Source organism: Halobellus marinus (genome assembly GCF_032113415.1).
GTDB lineage: Archaea > Halobacteriota > Halobacteria > Halobacteriales > Haloferacaceae > Haloquadratum > Haloquadratum marinus.
Genome location: NZ_CP134946.1, coordinates 2,783,955 through 2,805,189 on the forward strand (window position 1 = coordinate 2,783,955; position 21,235 = coordinate 2,805,189).

Genomic DNA, 21,235 nt, shown 5'->3' on the forward strand with positions numbered 1-21,235 from the left:
GTAATCACCGTGTCGTTAGATACCGAACCGTTATTGTCGATCGGGCCGATCGCCCAAAATTCAAAATCATCTCCCGGCGGCGTGATGCCGAGACGCCGATCGACGCCGCCTCAGGAGCGATCGACCGTCCGCTCGAACTCCCGGATCGCGGTGTCGTCCCCGACAACGAATATGTCGTCGTCCGCCCGCACCTCCGTCCGACCGTCGGTCCGAACCCTCCCGTCCCGAACTAAGCCGACAACGCTCCACTCGCGGTCGTCCCCGCGCCGGCAGGCCGCCAGCGTCTTCCCCTCGAACGGGTCGCCGTCGGCCCTGACCAGTCTGATCTGGCTGATGGGATCCATCACCCGTTCGCCGTGGACCTCCGCGGCAACCAACCGGGCGCAGACCCGCTGGACGGAGAGGACGTAATCCGCCCCCGCCCGGAACGCCACGGAGGCCTTCTCGCTGTCGGTCACCCGCACGAGAATCTCGAGGTCCGGGGCCATCGAGCGAGCCATCGCAACAGTCAAAAGAGCGGTCGCGTCGTCGTCGACGGTGACGATCAGCACCGTCGCATCCTCGATTCCTGCCTCGCGGAGCGTCTCGGGTTCGGTGGCGTCGCCCACGACGTCAGGTGCCATCTCCGGATCCCGGTCGACAGTCGTGTGCGACGTCCCCTCGCGGAGGCGCTCGACTGCGGCAGCGCCGCCCTCACCCAGGCCGGCCACGACGACGGTCGAGTGATCCCGAACACGCGAGGTCATCACCTCGGTCATCTCGTCCGGGAGCGCGGTGACTTCGCTCTCCGGCCCGGCGACGACGAGGACCGTGTTCGGGGTGAGCCGGGTGGCCGGCGACGGTGACAGCTTGAGGTCGCCGTCGAACCATCCTGCCACGAGCGTTAGATCGGGATGTTTCGATATCGGAGAATCCCGAATACTGACCCCGTGAAGCGGACTCTCGCGCCGGATGAGAATCTCCCGGATGACGATCGACTCGCCCTCGAGCTCCGGATCGACCGCCACCGGGAGCGTCGCCTTTTCGGCGAGTTGCTGGCCGATGAGCGCATGTGGCGCGACGCTGCGGTCGACGCCGATCTCGGTCAGTGCGGCCTTCTGCCGTGTCGAGGGTGTGAAACTGATCACGCGCAGCGCCTCGTTGGCTTCGAGCGCAGTCAGCACGATGCTCGCGGTGCTATCTCCCGCGTCGGTGATGAGTATCGAAGCCCGCTCGATCCCCGCTCGCTCCAGATCCGCCCGCCGCTCAGGGTCGCCGTCGATGGCCTGATACCCCTCGTCGGAGAGGCGCTTGGCCTCCTCGAGGTCGGATTCGAGCAGGACGTAATCGATGTCGAGCGCTTCGAGTTCGTCGAGCAGGACGCCGGTGTCACGCTGGTACTCGGCGACCACGACGTGACCGTCTTTCACCGAGAGCTGATCGTCGAGGTTGACCGGAGTGCGCTCGAACAGCGGGATGACGAGGACGCGCAGCGTCACGAAGCCGATGACGACGCCACTGATCTGCATCGTGGCCACGAACAGGTTCATCACCGGCGTCGACCACGGGGAGTCTGCGCCGTACCCCGTCGTGGTCATCGTTTCGATGACCGTGTTGAACGACTGGAAGATCGACCGGGGACGGTCCTCGACGGTCCGCATCCCCCAGTAGTAGGTGATGGTAAAGACGAGCACGATGGAGACGAGCGCGCCGAAGAACACGAGGATCAGCCGCTGTCGCCGGGTGAGATTCCGGGGCTGGAGATCCTCGACGGAGGTGGGCAGTCGCATTCGACGCTTTCCTCTTTCATCTGGCCTCCCAAAAGACCGGCGTGCGTCGGGGCGTCCGTCCGCACGCTCATACTGTCGGACGCAAGTTCGTGGAATATTTCGGCACCTCGGGGTGCCGAGAATTTCCAGATAGTTACGTCCGACAGTATCAGACCGCAGCGGCTCTGGGAGGCGCTCGTAAGGAATCCGTGGCGGTCTTGCCCTGGACACGTTCATATCCCGTGCCGGTCTCGCGAGGCACAACTTACAACCTGTCCCGCACAAAACGGGCAGTACCTGCGTATGGACGAACGCGACATCCGCCTGTTGAAGGCGATCGCGGATCTCGGAACCGGGAGCCCCGAAGCGCTCCACGAAGAGACGGACATCCCCGTTTCGACGATCCACTACCGGCTGAACAACCTCCGGGAGGCGGGCATCATCAAAAACGACCTGTACGACATCGACCTCGAATCGGTCGGCCTCGGCGTGACCGTGCTGGTCGAACTCCTCACCGACTATCACGGCTCCCATCACGACTTCGAAGACGAGATCCTCGCCGTCGAGGGCGTCTCCCAAGCGTACTTCACGATGGGCGAGACAGACTTCGTCGTGGTCGCCCACCTGCCCGACCGCGAAATGGTCGAACGGCTGATTACCGACCTCGAAACGATCGAGGAGGTTCGCCGGACGAACTCGACGTTCGTCGTCTCGACGCTGCGACACAGCCACCGCGCCCTGCAGAACTACGATCTCGACACGTTGCTGTCGGAGCTCGCGGACGAGTAGCTCTCGGGCGCAGAGCCAACGGGATGAAACGGGCCGGACGCGATTTGAACCGGAGCCAGACGGTCCGGGCGTGCGGCCCGACGGGCCGTTCCGGGCTGCGACTGGCAGGGTTACAAATCCCGCCGAGTTCGAGACTCGCCGCTCGCGAAGTTGCTCGCGGCGAGAAGACGGGCCGGACGCGATTTGAACGCGCGACCGTCTGATTAAGAGTCAGACGCTCTGCCGGACTGAGCTACCGGCCCTCAACAACAGGCAATTCCGGTGGCGCGATTAAAGATGTTTCCTTTCACGTGGCGAGCGGGAGAACGCACTCGATTATCAGGAACTCGGACGAACGGGTGCTGTTAAGTGTTGGCCGACCCGAGGTGACGTCAGAATGAGCGCCGGGATCACGATTCCCTCGTCCACCTACGCTATCCTAGGCTGCGGGAGCGTCGGCTACGCGGTGGCCGAGGAACTCGTCGAGGAGGGGAAAGACGTCCTCATCCTCGACAAGGACGAGAGCCGCGTCGAATCCCTCCGCGATCAGGACCTGAACGCCAAACAGATCGATATCACGGATCCCGACGTTGCCGACGTCGTCGCCGACAGGGACGTCCTCCTCATCCTCGCGTCGGAGGTCAAAGCGAACAAAGCGGCAGTTTCGGCGATCCGCGAGCGAGGGGACGATCAGTTCATCGTCGTGCGCGCCTCCGACCCGGTGACGGAGGACGAACTCGACGAACTGGGCGCCGACGTCGTCATCAATCCCTCGGAGGTGATCGCCGACTCGGCGCTGCGATCGCTGGAATCCGGCGAACTCGAGTACAAAGCGCGACAGCTCGCGGAGATTCTCGAAGACGCCACGGAGGGCCTGGCGATACTAACACACGACAATCCTGATCCCGACTCGATCGCCTCCGCCGTCGCGTTGCAGGCCATCGCCAGGGAGCACGGGATCGACGCGGTCATCAACTACGAGGGGGAGATCGGCCACCAGGAGAACCGCGCGTTCGTCAACCTGCTCGGGATCGAACTCGTGCCGCTGTCGGAGGGGAAGTCGCTCCCGGAGTACGGCGCCGTGGCGCTGGTCGATCACACGAAATCGGGCGACTCCGACCGCGACTACGAGGTCGACATCTTCATCGACCACTACGAGCCAGAGAACGAAATCGAGGCAGCCTTCGTGGACGTCCGGCCGAACGTCTCCTCGACGTCGACGATCCTCACGAAGTACCTCCAGGAGTTCAACCTCTCGCCGAGCGCGGCCGTCGCGACAGCGCTGCTGTACGGTATCCGTGCTGAAACGCTGGATTTCAAGCGGGAGACGACGCCTGCGGACCTCACCGCGGCGGCGTACCTCTATCCCTTCGCCGACCACGACACGCTCGAACAGGTCGAATCGCCGTCGATGTCGCCGGAGACGCTCGACGTGCTCGCCGAGGCTATCCAGAACCGACAGGTGCAGGGGAGCCATCTCGTCTCGAACGCCGGATTCATCCGCGACCGCGACGCGCTCGGCCAGGCGGCCCAGCATCTCCTGAAACTGGAAGGGATCACCACGACTGCCGTGTTCGGCATCGCCGACGACCGGATCTTCCTGTCGGCGCGCTCGAAGGACATCCGGATGAACATCGGCAAGACGCTCGAGGACGCCTTTTCGGAGATGGGCGAGACCGGCGGCCACTCCACGCAGGGCGACGTCGAAATCCCGCTCGGGATCTTCACCGGGATCGAGACGAGCGACGACAACCGCGATACGCTCCTGCAACTGACGGAGGAAGCCGTTCGCCGGAAGCTCTTCGAGGCGATGGGCGTCGACAGTTCCGACAGCGGTAACGGAAGCTAGACGCAGTCGCGAGTCTCCCGGAGTGTTTTGTCGCTGCCGGACGGAGAGACGAATATGAAAGCTGTCGCCGAGATCGAGATCCCCCGGCCGCCGGAGGCCGTGTTCGAGTATATGGACGTTCCGGAAAACCAGGCACGGATCTCTCCGCGGTTGACCGCTGTGGAGACGCTCGGGACGCGGGATAACGGCGGAAAGCGGGCGCGGTACACGTACCGACTGCTCGGCCTCGACTTCGATGGCGAGGTCCACGGTGTTGTCCACGACCCGCCGGAACGGATCAGCTTCGAGCTTTCGGGGGACGTCGAAGGCCGCATCGAGTGGACGTTCGAGCCGACAGAGGAGGGTACTCGGGTTACGTACGCGACCACCTACGACCTCGGCCTGCCGACGGTGCTCCGGTGGCTTTTGGCGCCGGTGACCGCGCGGTTCAACCAACGGGAGCTCGACCGAACCCTCCGGAATCTCGACGAGAAGCTGACTGAACCGGCGGATTCCTGAGAGAATAGCCGATACGGCAGCCGAGGTTCGGCGTCGGCTGCGGTCACTCGCAGGGCAAAAGGATATATGCGACTCTCACACACAGCAATAGCAGAGCGAACGTGGCCAGCAGCCTCCTCCCGATCGTCGCACTGATTCTCGTCGCAGGGATCGGTGTTCAGTTGCTCGCTCGACGGTTCCGGGTTCCCAGTGTCGTCTTCTACCTCGGCCTCGGGCTCCTCCTCGGACCGGAGGTGCTGGGGCTCGTAACAGTCGAAACGTTCGGCGATGGACTGGAGACAGTAGTCGGTCTCAGCGTTGCCATCATCGTCTTCGACGGTGCGTTCGCGCTCCGATTCGAACGGATCCGGGAGGCCTCGCGGACCTCGTTACGGCTGGTAACGATCGGTGCAGTGGTGACGTTTCTGGGAGTAGCAGTAGCCGTCCGGGTCCTTGAAGGCGCCGCGTGGGAAATTGCACTCGTCGTCGGCGCGCTACTCGTTGCGACGGGGCCGACAGTCATCACGCCGATCCTGGAGGTCGTCCGTGTCAGAGAACACGTCGCGACAGCGTTGGAAACGGAGGGGATCATCAACGACGTGACCGCAGCCATCGCGGCCGTCGTCATCTTCGAGACGATGTTGCTCGACGACCTGGGGATCTCACAGACGGCCATCGCGTTCGTCGAACGGGCCGGTGTTGGTGTCTTCGCTGGACTTCTTGCGACCGGGCTGATATACTTCCTCCTCGAACACGAGTTGAGGCCGGAAGAGGGCCCACAGACGGCCCGATTCCTGGTCTTCAGTGCTGCGATCGGCTCTTTCGCGCTTGCGGAGGCCGTCGCCGCAGAAGCAGGCATTGCGGCCGCAGCGACTGCGGGGATCGCGCTCGGGAATCTGGATCTTCCCCACCGTGAGACGATTGAGGAGTTCGCCCGCGATGCGACGCTTATTGTTCTGGCGTTCGTCTTCGTCTCGCTCGCGGCGCTGATCGACCTCGGCGCAATCCGCCAACTCGGCGTCGGCGGGATCCTTTTGGTCGTCGTGGTGATGTTCGTCCTCCGACCGGTGGTGGCCTGGGTCGCGACCGTCGGCGTCGAACGGTTCAACCGTTCCGAGCGCCTGTTCCTGGCGGCTGTCGGTCCCCGTGGCATCATTCCGGCGAGCGTCGCGACGCTCTTTGCGATCGAACTTGCAACGGCAGGGAATCAGACAGCCAGTCAGACACTTCTGGGGACCGTGTTCATCGTTATCGGGGCCACAGACGTGCTCGAGGCAGGGCTGGCGCGACAGATCGGCGAGCGGCTAGGAGTAACACCAATGCGCACGATAATCGTCGGCGGGGGCCGGGTCGGGCTGGCGCTCGCCACGCGACTGGAGCAACGAGGCGAGTTCGTGGTCCTGATCGAGGACGACGAGAAACAGAAACGCAAGGCACGGGAGGAGGGGTTCACCGTCTACGACGGCGACGGAACCGAGGTCGACGTCCTCCGGGAGGCGGGTATCGAGGAGGCGAAGATCGCGGTCGCAGCAACACGTGACGACAACGTCAACCTCCTCATCTGTCAGATGGCACGGACCAAGTTCGACGTCGAAAAGGTGTACGCCCGCGTCAACGATCCGCAGAATATGGACGCGTTCGAGGCGCTTTCGGTTACTGCGGTCGACTCTCCGATGGCGACCGCGTTCGCGATCGACAACGAAATCGAGCGGCCGGAGCTGGCGAACTGGATGTACGATCCCGGTGACGGACACGACATTCAGGAGATCGAGATGACTGCCGATGCGTTCGCCGGGAGAGCAATCAGGGATCTCAACGAGGAGATACCCGGCGGCTGTCTGATCGCCGAGATCGGACAGGGAGAGGATTCCCACGTACCGGACCCCGACGAGGTGCTGAAACTGGGCGATCACATCACGTTCCTCGGGGACGCTGCGGCGGTCAAAAAGGCCGTGCGGCGATTCCACCCACACGATTGACAGCGACGGGGGGCGCTACGGCCACGGCTCCGGACGGAGTTCACGCGATTTCCGAAGCGGATGTCCGGGGTGGCCGTCCTTCGTCGTCGTCAGCGCGTACAACTCGGTGTCGAGCAAGTCGACGACTTCCTGGTCCCGGTTTCGGTGAGTGCCGTGGACGCCCCAGGCGACGACGACGCGGTCCGCCGAGGCCGCAATCGCCCGCAAATGGCGGTCGTTCGCTGGACCGACCGGACTGGAATGCTGTTTCATCTCCGCGGGGTCGGTCGCGCGGACGGCAAAGAGGTTCCCGACCTCGACGCGACCGTAGCCCCACGCCTTCGCGAACCGGACGCAGGTCGAGATGGTCGGGTCGTTGTCGGTCTCGTCGGCCGTCGACGGGTTGAGCGCCACGAACGCCACGGTCGGTTCGTCGGGATCCCACTCCCGCCAGAGCCGATACCGGTACTCTCGGTCCTCGTCGAAGACGGCGCCACGCTCCGCTGTGTCGGACCGCCACTGCTCGCCGTTCGGTGCACTGTCTTCGGCCACGGTGAGGATCGAGCCGCCGAGAACTTATCCCCAGGGGTTCGGGGACTGATCACCTCGGTCTCTGATCGGTGCGGACGCGCCCGGTCGGGTCCTCGCAGTCGAACCGACAGCGAAACCGAACAGCGCCCGAGGATCCCACGACGGGACTCACATTGAGGGATAGAATTACTTGCCCGGCAGCGAGACGTGAGCGGTATGACGAACTGTGAGACGTGTGGGCTCCCCGCCGAACTCTGCGTCTGTGATCCGATCGACGACGCACGCGAACCGTCCATCGGGACCGTTCAGGGGGGCACCGATCCCGAGGTCGTCGTGTGGGGGTTCGATTCGTCGCTTGCAGGAGACGGCCACGAGTCGCTTGCGAATCTCGCGTCTCACCTCGCCAATTCGGTGGCCGGCGAGGTCGAACGGTCGGCAGATCGGGTGTTCGTCTCGGGAGTTTCTCCGGCCGTAGTCCGGGAGACAGTCGACGACTCCGCGGAGTTCAACGCTGCCGAGGGAGACGAACTGCCGGCCGACCTCCAACTGGCGGACGTTGAGACGGTCGAGCGAGCGCGCCGAGAGGCGTACGATGCGGCCGATCTCGCCCGAATGACGACGTACGGCACTCCGGCAAAACTCCGGCCGCTTTTGTCCTTCGATGACCCAGAGACGGACCGGCACATCGCCGAGGCGGTGGTCCACTGCGGCGGCGGCCCGATCGATCTGATCGCTGGCTGTCTGTCCGCGATCGACGGCGACTCGCCGCGGGAGCGTACCCGTCGCCGTGAGACGCTCACGACGCTGTGGCAGGAAGTCGATGCCGCCGACACTGTCGCGGATCCCGGGATGGTCGCCGCTGAACTCGATCGCTACCTCGACGACTCTGACGAGGTTTCTCGGCTGCTTGCGACGAAAACGATCGCTGCACTCGCTGCTGTCGACTCGGCCTCTGTTCGCTCGGCGATCGACGTCGGGACGCTATCCGAGCGGACGAGTGACGAAGAAGCGACCAGTGCGGCGGCCGCCCGGGCGCTGGATCTGCTCGAGTCGAATAGCGAGGATCGTTAACCGCCACTACCGGTCGGCACACTTCTCACTGCTCACTGCTCGCTTCGCTCCACGTTCGCCAATCGAGTTCTCACTTCCTTCGACCTCGCGATGCGTGGGACAGGATTCGAACCGGAGCGAGACGGTCGTGCTCACTCCGTTCGCGCGCTGCGACTCGCAGGGCTCGAATCCGTGCCTGCTCGCTCGTCGCTTCGCTCCTCACTGCGCGGGACAGGATTCGAACCTGCGGACCCCTATGGGACAGCGTCCTAAGCGCTGCGCCGTTGACCACTTGGCTACCCGCGCGCGGGTATAACTACTTCCATCGACCAAATCAACCTGTCGTTCCGCGCGGAGGGTTCTTCCCTGCGGCCGTCCCATTCCAGGTATGTACAGCGCCCGGGACCGCGTGGCCAACGAGGAGTGGCTGACCCGGATCGAACGCGGCGCCGACCGACTTGGCCTCGGCAGCGAGGCCCGCTCGTTTGCAGCGGATATGTTTCTCTCCGAAGTACCGGACGAGGACCGATCGAAACGCGCTGCCGCGGCTGCGAGTCTCTACGCCGGGGCATTGATTGCCGGAGAGGAGCGTTCTCAGAAGCGCGTCGCCGAGGTAATGGACGTCACCCGACTGAGCGTCCAGCAACGATGGAAGTCGACGCTCGAATCCGCCGGGTTCCAGCCACCGTCGTGGTGAGTCTGCAATGCAGCGACCAACCCTCCACTAAATCGGGCTACTGTTCGGGACAGCCGGCCTCGCCGCCCTCGGGACGATCGGGTCCCCGCCCGTCCCGTTCCGGCGTAAGGTTTCCGTGTCTGTCGATTTCGCCGCTGATGATTCGGGTCGAGGAGATCCGCTCGCCGTCATCCGCGGTGACGTGATCGACGACTTCGATATCGAGGGGATCGTGTCCACGCTCCTTGCGGATCTCGTTGATCCGTTCACCACCGTCTTTCGTCTCGGGAGAGACGACGAGAACGTCGAACTTCGGTTCGGTCGCGATCCCGGTGGGTTCCTCGAGTTTCCGCACCTCGAACTCCCGGTCGTACGCCTCCGCGAGCGGTTCCAGTTCGGCTATGAGATCCCGCTTGCGGTCCTCGAACGTCCGGACGTAGCGGTCGACGTGGCGGGTCTTCGGCGCGAGCTCGTCGCTTGTCAGCCCCACGGTGACGTCACCCAACTCGAAGGCGCGCTCGAAGAGCGCGCGGTGGCCGTCGTGGACTGGATCGAACGTCCCGCCCAGCGCGACGTGCATACCCGGCCGACGACCGCCCGAAACTTAAACGGGTCGGGTCGCGATCTGTCCTCTCGGAGGTGACGGATTCCTGAAGCCGGCAACGAATTTTATATAGCGGTATATGATTTATGTGCTGGGAGGCGAACAATAGCGCTCCCGGGTCCCGCGGAGAGTTAAGCGAGAGAGTATATGTGTTCCTCGTAGGTCTCGCGAACGCGATCTCCCCAGTTGTGCGTGTAGGTATCGATGATGTCGCCGCCGACGTCCCCCCGCAGGTACTTGACGATGCCCCGGTCTCCGGTTCGATCACGGAGGTGCGTGGTGAAGAAGTGCCGGAAATAGTGAGGTGTGACGTTCTCTTCGGCGGTGCCGCCCGATCGGTGCCAACCCGCCTCACTGGCGTGACCTTCGACGAGATGGTGAACCATATCGGGTGTCAGCCGACTGCCCCAGCGGCCTGACGTGCTGACGAAGAGCGGTTCTGCGGACGAACGGACGTTCGGGCGGATCGAGAGCCAGCGACGCAGGGCGACCTCCAGTTCGTCGTCGATCGGGATAACTGTCGACCGCTTCCGCTTGTTCGAGGCCGACCGCTCCTCGCCCGCGTAGACTGCCCCAGCCTGCGGATCCGAATCGATGTATAGCGACGGCCCCCGGCCGTTCAGTTGCGGTCGCTGGTCGATCTCCGCATCCGCGACAGCGAGGAGTGGACTGTCGTCGGCGAGAGCGACGTCCCGGAGGTCGAGGTTGCAGAGCTCTCCGACCCGAATCCCGGTCTTCAGCAGCGTAACGACGACGGCGTATTCCAGCGGGTGTGTGATACTCCGAACGAACGCGCGCATCTCCGAGAGCGGAATCTCCCGCCGTGAAGGGTTAGTGTCGATCCGCTCGTCCATCTCTTCTTTCACGAGCGTCATCGGGTTCGAATCGAAGACGCCAACCTGCGTCATATACGCGTAAAACCGGTGGAGATAGGAGGCGTATGTCGCAATCGTGCTGTCTGCGGCCGCTGAACCCCTGAGCGAGTGGATCCAGGCCATACAGTCGCGATGCGTCGCTGCCGCGATCGTTCCGGGTTCGTCCCGAGGGTTCCGCGATGGCTCCGCCAGAAACGCCTCGAACTCGCGGAGGACGCGCTCGTAGGCCTCCCTGGTCCGGTCAGATTTCCCGTGGTACGTCATATCTTCGAGGAAGTACGCGATCGGATCGTCGATGGCATCGCCGTCGGGCGATTGGATGCTCATCGGTCACTCTCCGCGTCCGTGAGCGCATATCCGCCGTGGCGGCCACTGTGTCGGACCCTGTCGGACGCCTGTAATCGCTGTAAGGCGTCTTCGAGCCGTGCTTCGAGGTCCGTGGAGAGTTCCTCGTGCAACTCGTCCCACGAGCGGAACTCGGAGGCCGAGAGTGCTGCGACGACCCGTTCCTCGAACGCGTTCGACTCGTCTGCAGGATCTGACTCGGTAACTCGTTCGTCCGATGGAGCGTTTGCACTCCCGGACTCGGGGACCTCGAAGTCGCGACGGCCGGCCTGGACCATCGTCCGGATAAATTCGCTTTGGCTCATCCCCAACTCCTCGGCGTGTTCTTTCCACCGCTCCTTCTGATAGCCTGGAACGTAGGTCATCACCGTCGCACGTTCCTCGTCGAGTTGATCCGCCGGCATACAAACCGGCTGGACTGCCTGCCACTTTACTTTATTGCATATGCGAGGATAACCTTACTTAGACTGGAATCTATGAGTGTATAGTCAGCGGTATAGATTATATATTTGTAGAACTGATTGTATACTTCTGGTGATTGGTAGCACTGGCCCGAATAAAAATACTTTCCTGCGCTGATCGGATTGGGTCTCTCTGAAGATCTCAGAGTTCCTGTGCTGGCTCCTCGTGCTGAGTACCGAAAATCGAGAGCCCTCTCTTCCGATCGCAACCCCTGGGGTTCAGTGGGGGAAGACGACCGTCCAGAGCGATATCGGATTTCAGGAACCGAAATATGGTGACACTTGACTGAGCACCATCCATCCTCAATTATCGAACTACTGGTGGATGCCTTCACAACGGGTGAGTCACCGAAATCGCGAACCGCTTGGCGTCGTGACCGCCGAAAGGAGACAAGAAACCTTGTTCCCGAGTCTGATGAATCTATTCTGAGAGCGTTACGGTGTCGCGTCGGTGCGTATCCGTGGACTGGGTATTCGAGTTCACACGCAGTGGTTACGACACCCGACGAAGCGGATTCGTGTCTTCTGCGAGGCTCGTCTCGTTTCGGTCGCGGCCTAATCCGGTCCGCACAATCGCGCGGCCGCGTTCGGGTCGACGACCTACTTCTGTACCTACACTTGCCTGTCCGCGTACATCGACGAGAGATACCTGACCGTCGGTGATGCCTGATCGTAGTCGATGAGGACTACTGCTGAGACGAATCAACGTGCAGAGTCATTCCAAAGGGCAGTCCCCCCATAGATAGAGATCGTCCGTGACCGCACGGGAGAGCTCGTAACCAGACCGCCATCGGACGACGCCGGCCCACAACCGACGGCTCCGTCTCACCAGCGGTACCAGCTTCTCGAACTCGTATCGGAGAAATCCCCGATATTACTATGACGATCAAGGCGTGTGCGTCCATCGAATCGGAGTCCAGGGCCTGAGAAACGTCGTGACGGCGATCTGGGCGTTGGCTACTCGCGAGCTCATCGTGAACGGAGTCGGCTCGTCGCCACCGGTGTAGATGCGATCCTCTGGACCCTGGCTCGATATCTATTAGGTGCTGATACAGTCGTCGACACTTTGCCTTCGAAGGTAGCCCGTGATGTGCTGAATGCGACGTACCGCGACGTCCAGACTGTCGTTTCGGGTCACGAGCAGACGCTTCCCGAGGAGCAGGTCGAGTTGCGTCCCGAGGAACGAAGATACCGGTTCGTCGATTCTATTCGCTAGACACTTGGCCTTCAGCTCTGGGGTTACGCCCGGGAATCGCGGTACGAAGGGCTCAGTGGAGCAATCTCGGTTCCCCTCCGATTTATTTGATTCGACAGGGAGTCCTGAAGACCGGAAGCCGAGACGTTCCTCAGGCCGGACAACTACCCCGCGTCGCGGCCGCCAGTGTCCACGAGCATCAACCGAACCAGATCTCATTGGACAAGATACAACAGAATCGAGGTCGTCTCCGAACACGTAAAGGGTATATCGCTATATGAAATGGGGGTGCGAGACGTCGAGACGGAGGCTCCCAGTGCATACGCGTAGAGACTGCTGCTCGGTGAGAAAACTGATAATGATTACTCTCGTCTCTTCCCGCCGACCGCCGTCGACGCGGGTGGCGCTCGGCGGGAAACAGTGAGAGTAATCATTATGAAACGCCGCATCAACCTGGCTTATGCAGCGTATCTCTGATCTGGCACCGGTGAGCAATTCTTCCGGATAGAGAATATCCCCTTTCGTTTATCCGGACTTCCGGCGTACCCGTACGTATGGGAGAACTCGAAACAGAAGCCGAGAAAACGCGGTCCGAAATTGCATCGTACCTCCGCGAACTAGCCGAGCAACTCGACGGCAATGGCGCTGTGACGCTCGAACTCGGTGGGCAGCAGGTTCAGTTGGACCCGACGAACCCGGTGACATTCAAACTGGAAGGCGAGTCGGACTGGTCTGAAGGAGATACCGAGGCAAAACAGAGTATCGAGTTCGAGCTCGTCTGGTGGCGTGAGGTCCAAACGGCAGAAGAAGGGGCGTTGGATATCACTGCCGAGGGTCAGTAACGCCCATTCTTCCCTCAGTCCGTCCTATGTACGATCAGATCCTCTTTCCCACAGATGGGAGCGAGCCAGCAGAATCGATCCTCGAATACGCCCTCCAGATAGCCTCCGAGCACGAGGCTACGATCCACGTCCTCAATGTCGTAGACACCAGCCACGCCAGCCTTAGCGGAACGCAAGACGACGTGGACGACGCTCTGGAGCAGGAAGGAACAGAGATCGTGAACGAAGCAGCACGGCGCGCGACAGAACGCGGCGTCACCGCGGTCTCGGAGGTACTCCACGGTGACCCCTCCGAGGCGATTGTCGAGTATGGTACGCAGTCAGGCATCGAGTTGATCGTGATGCCGACCCACGGACGGCGTGGATTGCAGCGGTTTCTCCTGGGAAGCGTTACAGAACGCGTAATCAACACCGCAGATGCCCCTGTGATTGCTGTCAACCCCGGGACCCAACCACTCGCCTATCCGTGCCAGGAGCTTCTGGTTCCGACGGACGGCAGCCGTGGTTCTGAACTCGCGGTATCCGAAGGGGTCGCCCTCGCAAACGCAACTGGTGCCACGCTTCACCTACTCCACGTTGTCGAGACAGGAAGCCTCGGTCCAGATGCTCGCTCTCTGTCGAAAGAGGAGGAACTCACCACCCGAGCAGACGAGATCATCGCAGATGCCATCGAGGCCGCAGAGGCGGCGACCGTCGACCGCATCGCGAGTGAAATCGAATTCGGTGTCCCGTCGAGAGAAATCCGGAACTACATCGACACACACGAGATCGACTTCGCGATCCTCGGAACGCACGGCACGACCGATTTCAGCCGATATATGATGGGTGGCGTGAGTGCGAAAATCGTCCGAACGTCGCCAGTTCCGGTGATGTGGGTTCGGGATCCGGACTCGACGGGTGAGTGAGCCGCCCCTGCTGGTGGGTGACAAACCACTTGAGAGGGATGCCCGTAAGTACTCACAGTGCATATGTACGAGGACATTCTGCTCCCGTTCGATGGAAGCGATGGGGCTGCGGAGGCGTTGCATCACGCGGCCGAGATTGCACATTGGGCCGACGCAACGATCCACGTTCTGTTCGTCGCAGATACGACACGCGATAGTGTCACCGTCGTCGAGACCCAGGTCGTTGACGCCCTTGTTCAGGAGGGCGAGGACATCGTCGCGGAAGCAGAGAAGACACTGAACACACTCGGTGTCGACTACGATTCCGACGTCGTTCAGGGGCATCCAGCGCCGACAATCGCCGAGTACGCCGAGCAGTACGAGTACGACGTGATCGTGATGCCGACCCACGGTCGGGAGGGGGTATCACGATACCTCATCGGAAGCGTCACGGAGAAGGTCGTCCGTCTGTCTTCGGTCCCGGTGCTCACAGCGCGGATGCAACCCGACGAACAACTGGTGTTTCCCTACGAGACCATCCTGCTCCCGACCGACGGGAGTGCCGGTGCGGCCTATGCTGCCGAGCATGGTCTCTCCCTCGCATCGGCTCTCGATGCGACTGTTCACGTGCTGTCTGTCGTCGACGACACCTCCCTGGATCTGGACGTTCGCTCAACGACTTCGGGACGGGACGGTGAACAGGCAGCGACCGATGCCGTGGACGACGTCGTGTCCGAGGCGGAGACACGCGGCGTCTCGGACAGTATCCGGCACGTCGAACACGGGTCCCCGATCGAGGTGATACTCGAGACCATCGAATCGAACGATATCCACGCCGTCGTGATGGGGACAACAGGGAGACGCGGGAGCGATCGAATCCTTCTCGGGAGCGTCGCAGAGAAAACCGTCCGCTCTGCACCAGTACCCGTCATCACGGTTGGACGCGGGGAGTAGCGGTTCTGTGAGACCGCTTCCCTCTATCTATAGGGGTTCTTGTACGTCCACATAGATTCCCCGGCACCGAGATGACTGGGGCGTGGCTCGAAACCGAAGCGGAGGTCCTCGAATCACGAGCTCAGCTCCGCAATCGGCTGCACTCGCTTCTCGAAGAGGGCGAACTTCCAGAGGAGCGGCGCGACGAAGTCCTTGGAGCGCTCGACGTCGACGAACTCTCGGTGAGCGAGATTATGGTCCCGGCAGACGACATCGTCGCGCTCTCGACCACGCTCTCGGTCGACGAGAACTTCGACAATATCCGAAACACGCCACACACCCGATTTCCACCAGTCGGTGAGGAGCTGACCGACTTCCCCGGCATCGTGTACGCACCGTCGATCATCGACTACTACGAGGATCTCGTAGACGGCAGCGTCACCTGTACCGAGATAGCGGCCCCCCGATGACGCTCGCGGCGGAGACGAACGTCAGCGACGCAGCCGATCAGTTCCAAGCCGAGGATCAGGAACTCGCGCTCGTCCTCGAAGACAGTGAAGTAGTGGGATTCCTCACGGCGGCGGATACTCTCGAAGCGGTGATGGGCGGACTCGAAGACCCGCTTGACCAGCAGACATCAACTTGACGCGGTCATCCTCCAGTCAGGCGACGACTCGGTACCTCACTATCGGCCTGCATCATAGCCACCGTTCGAGGTGAAAGCAGAACAAGAAAGACTTATCGACGGGCGAAAGAGGCGAGTATCGAGTTTGAACTCGGATAGGCGGAAGACAGAGAAATCGGAAGCGAACCCGAAATCGGATCCCGGCCCCTGGTCGTTCCGGTAGTTGTGACTACTCCGATATCCGAGATTCGAAAATTCGGCTATTCAGCGCGGATACGACCACGTTGAGCAGGAGGAACACGCCGAATCCAACGGCGATCCATCCCCACTCGACGAGGGTGGGGGGAACGACCTGGAAGAAGTCGTTGAGCGGTGTGTACAGGACTGCGAGTTGGATGAGAAGTGACACGCCGATGGCACCGACCAGCCATCGATTCGAGCGAAGCGTCTGGTCGTACCGCGAACGGATAACCTGGATGCGGATTAGCTCAACGACGACGATGAACGTAAACAGGAGCGTCTGAGCGCGGAGAATCGATCCGGTGCGATCCAGAGTGTAGAAAAATATTCCCAATCCCGTCACTGCTAAGAGAACCGCGATCGTCAGTATCGACACGAGTACGCGGGCGTTGATCACCCCTTCGTCAGTGGGTCTCGGAGGCCGGTCCATGAGTCCATCCGCGTGTGGGTCTGCACCCAACGCGAGCGCGGGGAGCGTATCTGCGGCGAGGTTGATCCAGAGAATCAGGATCGGCGTCAAGATCAGCGCTTGTGATGTCGCCGAGAACTGTGACGGGAAGAGCAAACTTCCGAGTAACACGCCGAGAAACACCACCAGTACCTCGCCGGTGTTAGTCGAGACGAGGTAGTTGACGAACTTACGGACGTTTTCAAAGATGCCTCGTCCCTCTCGAATGGCGTCACGAATCGTAGCGAAGTTGTCGTCTTGCAGAATCATATCGGACGCCTGCCGAGCGACGTCGGTGCCCCGCTGTCCCATCGCCACCCCAACGTCGGCCTGTGTGAGTGCCGGCGCGTCGTTGACACCGTCACCGGTCATCACGACGTTGTGTCCGTTGCCCTGCAGCGCGTTCAGAACGCGGACCTTGTGATCTGGTTCCACCCGGGCGAACACGTCCACGTCTTCGATAGTTCTCCCCAGTTCGTCGTCGGATTGTTCGGTGATGTCACCTCCTGTGAGCGCACCATCGGGATCGAGTCCGATTTGCTCACCGACGGCCCGGGCCGTCGTGAGATTATCACCGGTCGCCAGTACTGTTCGAATGCCGGCCGACCGACAGTCCGCGATTGCGTCCTCGACCTCCTCTCGGGGGGGATCGAGCATCCCCTGTAAGCCGAGAAATACCATCCCGTCCTCGATCTGCTCCGCGTCGGCCGATGGGTCGTCGAGGGACTTGGACGCGAACCCCAACACTCGGAGCGCGTCAGCTGCGAACGACTCTGTCTTGTCGAGGATGTCCTGTCGCTTTTCGTCGGTGAGTTCCTGCACGTCGCCGCCTTCGAGGACAGAGTCGCACCGTTCTAAGACCGTTCCCGGTGCCCCCTTCATATAGGCCGTTGGCCCCCCATCTTCGACGACGACGGTCATCCGCTTTCGCTCCGAGGAAAACTGGATCTCTCGGACCCGCTCTCCGGCCGGGTCGATCTCCGCGTCGTCCGCTATTCGCCGGAGTGCGATCTCGGTCGGCTCACCGCGATACTCGCCGTCGTCCGTCCGGGCCACGTTATTGCAAAGTCTTCCACATCGCAACAGCGGCGAAACTTCTGAATCACATCTTTGATTGCCGTTAGCAGCAACCCGCTGGCTGTTCCCGTCACCGGTCGCTGAACTCGGACTCGACCCGGAGAAGTCGATGACAGATCCCGAGGCGTAGAGCCGCGTCACCGTCATCTCGTTTTCCGTCACCGTACCCGTCTTGTCTGTGACGATAACGTCGACCGAGCCGAGGCTTTCGACTACCGGAAGCCGCCTGACCAGCGCATTCCGGTCGACCATCTCCCGTGCGCCCAGCGCCAGCGTGAACGTCACGACTGCAGGTAGCCCCTCCGGAACGCCCGCAACGGCGAGTGTGATGCCGACGAGGAGAATCGCGGTCGGCTCGGTCGCCGTGAACAGATACTGGACAGCAACGACCAGGACGATCAGGGAAACGACGAGTACCCCGATCTGCTTGCCAAGATGTTCGACTTCGGCTTGGAACGGCGTCTGTCGGTCCTCAGCCTCGTCCAACTGGGTGGCGATTCCACCGACCTCCGTCTCCATACCCGTCTCGACGACGACCGCCCTGCCTCGGCCTTTCACGACGGTCGTGTTCTTGTACACGATGTTGCGGCGCTCGGCCAGTGGCGTGTCTTCGTCTACGGTCCCGGTTGTCTTCTCGACGGGCGTGCTCTCTCCGGTGAGTGGGGACTCGTTCGTCCGTAACTCCTCGGTGGCGAGTACTCTGGCGTCGGCCGGAATCGCGTCTCCCTGTTCGAGATAGATGACATCCCCCGGGACGACCTTTTCTGCATCGATTGACCGTTTCTCTCCGTCACGGAGGACGGTCGCATCCGGCGTTGCGAGTTCACGAAGAGCTTCGATAGACCGGGTGGCCTGGTAATCCTGGACGAATCCGAACACGCCGTTGGCAACGATGATGAGTACGATGAACACTGCCTCAGTGTAACTCGGCTCACCACCTGGGAGGAATCCGGTGCCGAGTGACAAAAGTGCCGCCACGACGAGAAGATAGATGAGCGGGTTACGGAACTGGGAGAGGAGTAGATCGAGGACCGATGTCCGTTCGGCCTCGTGGATCTCGTTTGGTCCGTACTCCGACAGTCTGCGACCTGCCTCGTCGGACGAAATCCCCGTTTCATCGGTCTTCAACGCCGAGAAGATCTCGTCAGTCGGTTTCGCATACCAGGGTTCCGGGGGGGTCGTGTCTGCATTAGGGCTGGCCATATTATCTCGAGGCTTCAATCGAGGGATGCTACAGGTGATCCGGTTCTCTCTTTGGAACCGTAAAGCGTTACTCTCTCAGATATCACGGGTGGTGTGAAAACACAGTCGGGGTACTCAAAACCATCCCGAAGACCATCTATTCCTCATAATGGTTACTCTCACTGTTTCCCGCCGAGCGCCACCCCCGTCGACGGCGCTCGGCGAGAAGAGACGAGAGGCGGGACAAAATAGAACGAGAGGCGGCAGACTACCTGCTCTCGGCGGCAGAAGAGACCGCTGCCGAGTACGACCGAGGGATCGACACCGACTCGGCTTTCGGTGATCCACAGCGTCTGATTCCCGACTACGCCAGAGAGAACGCTGTCGATCATATCGTAATGGGGGTACACGGGCGAGCGGAGGAAGATAGATCATTAGTCGGTCGGGTGGCCGAAACCGTATTCTTCCGCTTCCCAGTATCAGTAACGACGATTCGGTGAGGTATTTGTGCGCTGTTAGACAGAGAGGATATTGACACCCTCCCCGCGCTAAACCCGTTGTAGTTTCACCTTCCAAGAGGGTGTCCCCACGCGAGTTCGGATGATTCATACAGGACCACCGGAACTACCTGGTATGGGCTTCGGAAGCTACGACGAGTCCGAACAGCAGGAACAGACCACTACGGACGACGAAACCGAGGCGGTCAACGTCCACGAGCACGACCACGACGGCGACGTCAGCGTCGAATCCGACGTCGAGACCGACGACCTCGTCGAACGGCTCGGCGAGATGCGCGAGGAGTAGTCACTCCGCGTCAGGAGCACCCTTCACGATAGCGACACCGGACGACGCCCCGATGCGCTCGGCTCCCGCTTCGATCATCGCCCGCGCCTCCTCGTAGGAGCCGATTCCCCCGCTGGCTTTGACCGGCAGGTACTCCGCCATCAGTTCGACGTCGTCGACAGTCGCTCCACCGTCCGCAAAGCCCGTCGCCGTTTTCACGAAGTCGGCGCCGGCGTCGACAGCCGCCTCACAGCCGCGTCGTTTCTCGTCGTCAGTCAGCAGCGGCGTCTCCAGGATGACCTTCACGGGGACGGGAACTGCGGCGACGACTTCGGCGATATCCGCGACGACCTCCTCGTGGTTGCCCGCTTTCAGCAGTCCCACGTTGAGAACCATATCCAGTTCGTCGGCGCCGCGCTGCCAGGCGTCGACCGCCTCGCCGTGCTTTGCTGCCGTCGAGTGTTGCCCGTGTGGGAATCCGATCACGGTCGCGACCGTCAGCTCCATCGTCGGGACCTCCTCGAGGTAACACGGAGGGATGCAGACGTTCATCCCGTACTCCGACGCTTCCGAGACGACACGCTCGACGTCGGCCGGCGTTGTGGCGGGGCCAAGAACAGTGTGATCGATCCGGGCAGCGAGTTCCGATCTGTCCATACCGGTACCTCGTGGGCAGACGAAAAAAGCAGTCGGGTGTCTCATACTGGTTCCTCTCGTCTCTTCCCGCCGAGCGCCGTCGACGGAGGTGACGCTCGGCGGGAAACAGTGAGAGTAACCAGTATCAGGCGTGCCGCTCCGGTAGCGTTTTGCCGTCGGGTCCGAACGTCCGGATATGGCAATACTCCCGGAGGGGTTTGCCCTCCCGCCGCTTCCCTATCTTGCGGTTCTCGTCGTGGGGGTGGTCCTCGTCGCCGGAGCGGTCTCTCGACGCCGTCCTACCGTGACCGCCGATCGAATCTTGGCCTTTGCGCCGTGGATGGTCCTCGGTTCGGCCTTACACGTCCTCTACGTGATCGGCGGCCTTCCGGAACCGGTTCGACCGCTGGCGGGAACGCCAGCAGTCTATCTTACCGTCGGTATCATCGCTGTGGGGACGTGGGTCGTGATCGACGCAGTCGGAGAGTGGGGGGTAGCCCGGACGCTCGCGTCTGTTGGCGGGCTGCTCGCTCTCGGTGCCGTGGGTGGCGTTCTCGTCGTTGGTGCGGAGGGAGGGACGTTCGCACCTGCTGTCCCGCTTGCCGGACTCGCGCTCGCCGTGGTCGTCGCAGCCGCCGTCTGGGTGACACTGACACGGCTGGTGCCGGAAATCCGCCAGACGGGGTCGCTCGGGGCACTGGCCGTCTTCGCGCACGTTCTCGACGGCGTGTCGACGGCGGTCGGAATCGACGTCCTGGGATTCGACGAGCGGACGCCGCTATCGCGCATCATCATCGAATTCGCGCACGGACTACCCACGGAACCGCTCATCGGCTCGGGATGGCTCTTCGTCCTCGTCAAGATCGCCGTCGTCTCGATCGTGGTGTGGCTCTTCGCCGACTTCGTCAGCGAGGAGCCGACCGAAGCGCAGGTGTTACTCGGGGTCGTCGCGGCCGTCGGACTCGGCCCGGGCGTTCACAATCTCCTCCTCTTCACCGTCACGACGGTTCCGTGACAATTTCCGAGTGAGTTGTTCTACACGGGTACT

19 protein-coding genes, 2 tRNA genes and 1 pseudogene are annotated in these 21,235 nt (G+C 61.9%); 13 read left to right on the forward strand and 9 right to left on the reverse strand.

The features are described from left to right. Window positions 1–110: 110 nt before the first annotated feature. Window positions 111–1,769 carry a potassium channel family protein gene (locus RJT37_RS13760; protein ID WP_313685330.1) on the reverse strand — a complete coding sequence of 553 codons (1,659 nt, stop codon included), beginning with the start codon at window positions 1,767–1,769 and terminating at the stop codon, window positions 111–113. A gap of 282 nt (window positions 1,770–2,051) precedes the next feature. Here RJT37_RS13760 and RJT37_RS13765 point away from each other — a divergent pair, with 282 nt between their 5' ends. Further along, on the forward strand, window positions 2,052–2,537 hold the full coding sequence (locus RJT37_RS13765) for an Lrp/AsnC family transcriptional regulator (RefSeq protein WP_313685331.1): 486 nt from the start codon (window positions 2,052–2,054) through the stop codon (window positions 2,535–2,537). Window positions 2,538–2,705: 168 nt separating this feature from the next. On the opposite strand, the gene RJT37_RS13770 is transcribed toward RJT37_RS13765, so the two are convergent. Next, window positions 2,706–2,779 (reverse strand) — tRNA-Lys (locus RJT37_RS13770). A 134-nt stretch (window positions 2,780–2,913) separates the two neighbouring features. On the opposite strand from RJT37_RS13770, the gene RJT37_RS13775 reads away from it, so the two are divergent. From RJT37_RS13775 to RJT37_RS13785, 3 genes are all read left to right on the forward strand, one after another. Beyond that, window positions 2,914–4,365, forward strand: coding sequence for a DHH family phosphoesterase (locus RJT37_RS13775; RefSeq protein ID WP_313685332.1), 1,452 nt, complete (start codon window positions 2,914–2,916; stop codon window positions 4,363–4,365). A gap of 54 nt (window positions 4,366–4,419) precedes the next feature. Beyond that, window positions 4,420–4,863, forward strand: coding sequence for an SRPBCC family protein (locus tag RJT37_RS13780; protein ID WP_313685334.1), 444 nt, complete (start codon window positions 4,420–4,422; stop codon window positions 4,861–4,863). 122 nt (window positions 4,864–4,985) lie between these two features. Continuing rightward, window positions 4,986–6,821: a cation:proton antiporter domain-containing protein gene (locus RJT37_RS13785; RefSeq protein WP_313689983.1), complete on the forward strand. Its 1,836-nt coding sequence runs from the start codon at window positions 4,986–4,988 to the stop codon at window positions 6,819–6,821. Between the two features lie 15 nt (window positions 6,822–6,836). Here RJT37_RS13785 and RJT37_RS13790 read toward each other — a convergent pair whose 3' ends face one another. After that, window positions 6,837–7,352 carry a DUF1643 domain-containing protein gene (locus tag RJT37_RS13790; RefSeq protein ID WP_313685336.1) on the reverse strand — a complete coding sequence of 172 codons (516 nt, stop codon included), beginning with the start codon at window positions 7,350–7,352 and terminating at the stop codon, window positions 6,837–6,839. Window positions 7,353–7,547: 195 nt separating this feature from the next. Here RJT37_RS13790 and RJT37_RS13795 point away from each other — a divergent pair, with 195 nt between their 5' ends. Next, on the forward strand, window positions 7,548–8,402 hold the full coding sequence (locus RJT37_RS13795) for a hypothetical protein (RefSeq protein ID WP_313685338.1): 855 nt from the start codon (window positions 7,548–7,550) through the stop codon (window positions 8,400–8,402). Window positions 8,403–8,604: 202 nt separating this feature from the next. On the opposite strand, the gene RJT37_RS13800 is transcribed toward RJT37_RS13795, so the two are convergent. After that, window positions 8,605–8,687 (reverse strand) — tRNA-Leu (locus tag RJT37_RS13800). Window positions 8,688–8,769: 82 nt separating this feature from the next. On the opposite strand from RJT37_RS13800, the gene RJT37_RS13805 reads away from it, so the two are divergent. Continuing rightward, a complete protein-coding gene (locus RJT37_RS13805) occupies window positions 8,770–9,078 on the forward strand; it encodes a transcription initiation factor IIB family protein (RefSeq protein WP_313685339.1) in 309 nt (102 codons plus the stop codon). Window positions 9,079–9,115: 37 nt separating this feature from the next. Here the strand turns inward: RJT37_RS13805 and RJT37_RS13810 are convergent, their stop codons facing one another. The 3 genes from RJT37_RS13810 to RJT37_RS13820 all read right to left on the reverse strand — a co-directional run bounded on the left by RJT37_RS13810 (window position 9,116) and on the right by RJT37_RS13820 (window position 11,285). Then, window positions 9,116–9,637, reverse strand: a complete 522-nt coding sequence (locus RJT37_RS13810) for a phosphopantetheine adenylyltransferase (protein ID WP_313685340.1) — start codon at window positions 9,635–9,637, stop codon at window positions 9,116–9,118. A 155-nt stretch (window positions 9,638–9,792) separates the two neighbouring features. Further along, window positions 9,793–10,863, reverse strand: a complete 1,071-nt coding sequence (locus RJT37_RS13815; RefSeq protein ID WP_313685342.1) for a tyrosine-type recombinase/integrase — start codon at window positions 10,861–10,863, stop codon at window positions 9,793–9,795. Continuing rightward, window positions 10,860–11,285, reverse strand: a complete 426-nt coding sequence (locus tag RJT37_RS13820; RefSeq protein WP_313685343.1) for a DUF5805 domain-containing protein — start codon at window positions 11,283–11,285, stop codon at window positions 10,860–10,862. Before RJT37_RS13820 ends, RJT37_RS13815 begins: the two co-directional genes overlap by 4 nt. Window positions 11,286–13,091: 1,806 nt before the next feature. Between RJT37_RS13820 and RJT37_RS13825 the strand changes: the two genes are divergently transcribed. From RJT37_RS13825 to RJT37_RS13840, 4 genes and pseudogenes are all read left to right on the forward strand, one after another. Further along, on the forward strand, window positions 13,092–13,379 hold the full coding sequence (locus RJT37_RS13825) for an amphi-Trp domain-containing protein (protein ID WP_313685344.1): 288 nt from the start codon (window positions 13,092–13,094) through the stop codon (window positions 13,377–13,379). 26 nt (window positions 13,380–13,405) lie between these two features. Then, a complete protein-coding gene (locus tag RJT37_RS13830; protein ID WP_313685346.1) occupies window positions 13,406–14,284 on the forward strand; it encodes a universal stress protein in 879 nt (292 codons plus the stop codon). 63 nt (window positions 14,285–14,347) lie between these two features. Beyond that, window positions 14,348–15,217, forward strand: a complete 870-nt coding sequence (locus RJT37_RS13835; RefSeq protein ID WP_313685348.1) for a universal stress protein — start codon at window positions 14,348–14,350, stop codon at window positions 15,215–15,217. 62 nt (window positions 15,218–15,279) lie between these two features. Next, window positions 15,280–15,842: pseudogene (locus tag RJT37_RS13840) on the forward strand (CBS domain-containing protein); the annotation flags it as partial. Window positions 15,843–16,050: 208 nt separating this feature from the next. Here the strand turns inward: RJT37_RS13840 and RJT37_RS13845 are convergent. Continuing rightward, window positions 16,051–18,789, reverse strand: coding sequence for a cation-translocating P-type ATPase (locus tag RJT37_RS13845; RefSeq protein ID WP_313685349.1), 2,739 nt, complete (start codon window positions 18,787–18,789; stop codon window positions 16,051–16,053). A gap of 251 nt (window positions 18,790–19,040) precedes the next feature. Between RJT37_RS13845 and RJT37_RS20695 the strand changes: the two genes are divergently transcribed. Both RJT37_RS20695 and RJT37_RS13850 read left to right on the forward strand, forming a co-directional pair. Continuing rightward, window positions 19,041–19,268, forward strand: a complete 228-nt coding sequence (locus RJT37_RS20695; protein ID WP_425604917.1) for a universal stress protein — start codon at window positions 19,041–19,043, stop codon at window positions 19,266–19,268. Between the two features lie 133 nt (window positions 19,269–19,401). Next, window positions 19,402–19,572, forward strand: coding sequence for a DUF5786 family protein (locus tag RJT37_RS13850; RefSeq protein ID WP_311171482.1), 171 nt, complete (start codon window positions 19,402–19,404; stop codon window positions 19,570–19,572). On the opposite strand, the gene deoC is transcribed toward RJT37_RS13850, so the two are convergent. After that, complete coding sequence (gene deoC / locus RJT37_RS13855) at window positions 19,573–20,208, reverse strand: deoxyribose-phosphate aldolase (protein ID WP_313685352.1); 636 nt, start codon at window positions 20,206–20,208, stop codon at window positions 19,573–19,575. Window positions 20,209–20,383: 175 nt separating this feature from the next. Here deoC and RJT37_RS13860 point away from each other — a divergent pair, with 175 nt between their 5' ends. Continuing rightward, window positions 20,384–21,202 (forward strand): DUF63 family protein, encoded by an 819-nt coding sequence (locus RJT37_RS13860; protein WP_313685354.1) that lies wholly within the window; start codon window positions 20,384–20,386, stop codon window positions 21,200–21,202. Window positions 21,203–21,235 lie beyond the last annotated feature (33 nt).

Excerpts from the sequence above, each read along its gene's own strand:
- RJT37_RS13760 (WP_313685330.1), bottom strand. The coding sequence starts at position 1,769 with ATGCGACTGCCCACCTCCGTCGAGGATCTCCAGCCCCGGAATCTCACC.
- RJT37_RS13765 (WP_313685331.1), top strand. The coding sequence starts at position 2,052 with ATGGACGAACGCGACATCCGCCTGTTGAAGGCGATCGCGGATCTCGGA.
- RJT37_RS13775 (WP_313685332.1), top strand. The coding sequence starts at position 2,914 with ATGAGCGCCGGGATCACGATTCCCTCGTCCACCTACGCTATCCTAGGC.
- RJT37_RS13780 (WP_313685334.1), top strand. The coding sequence starts at position 4,420 with ATGAAAGCTGTCGCCGAGATCGAGATCCCCCGGCCGCCGGAGGCCGTG.
- RJT37_RS13795 (WP_313685338.1), top strand. The coding sequence starts at position 7,548 with ATGACGAACTGTGAGACGTGTGGGCTCCCCGCCGAACTCTGCGTCTGT.
- RJT37_RS13805 (WP_313685339.1), top strand. The coding sequence starts at position 8,770 with ATGTACAGCGCCCGGGACCGCGTGGCCAACGAGGAGTGGCTGACCCGG.
- RJT37_RS13810 (WP_313685340.1), bottom strand. The coding sequence starts at position 9,637 with ATGCACGTCGCGCTGGGCGGGACGTTCGATCCAGTCCACGACGGCCAC.
- RJT37_RS13815 (WP_313685342.1), bottom strand. The coding sequence starts at position 10,863 with ATGAGCATCCAATCGCCCGACGGCGATGCCATCGACGATCCGATCGCG.
- RJT37_RS13820 (WP_313685343.1), bottom strand. The coding sequence starts at position 11,285 with ATGCCGGCGGATCAACTCGACGAGGAACGTGCGACGGTGATGACCTAC.
- RJT37_RS13825 (WP_313685344.1), top strand. The coding sequence starts at position 13,092 with ATGGGAGAACTCGAAACAGAAGCCGAGAAAACGCGGTCCGAAATTGCA.
- RJT37_RS13830 (WP_313685346.1), top strand. The coding sequence starts at position 13,406 with ATGTACGATCAGATCCTCTTTCCCACAGATGGGAGCGAGCCAGCAGAA.
- RJT37_RS13835 (WP_313685348.1), top strand. The coding sequence starts at position 14,348 with ATGTACGAGGACATTCTGCTCCCGTTCGATGGAAGCGATGGGGCTGCG.
- RJT37_RS13845 (WP_313685349.1), bottom strand. The coding sequence starts at position 18,789 with ATGGCCAGCCCTAATGCAGACACGACCCCCCCGGAACCCTGGTATGCG.
- RJT37_RS13850 (WP_311171482.1), top strand. The coding sequence starts at position 19,402 with ATGGGCTTCGGAAGCTACGACGAGTCCGAACAGCAGGAACAGACCACT.
- deoC (WP_313685352.1), bottom strand. The coding sequence starts at position 20,208 with ATGGACAGATCGGAACTCGCTGCCCGGATCGATCACACTGTTCTTGGC.
- RJT37_RS13860 (WP_313685354.1), top strand. The coding sequence starts at position 20,384 with ATGGCAATACTCCCGGAGGGGTTTGCCCTCCCGCCGCTTCCCTATCTT.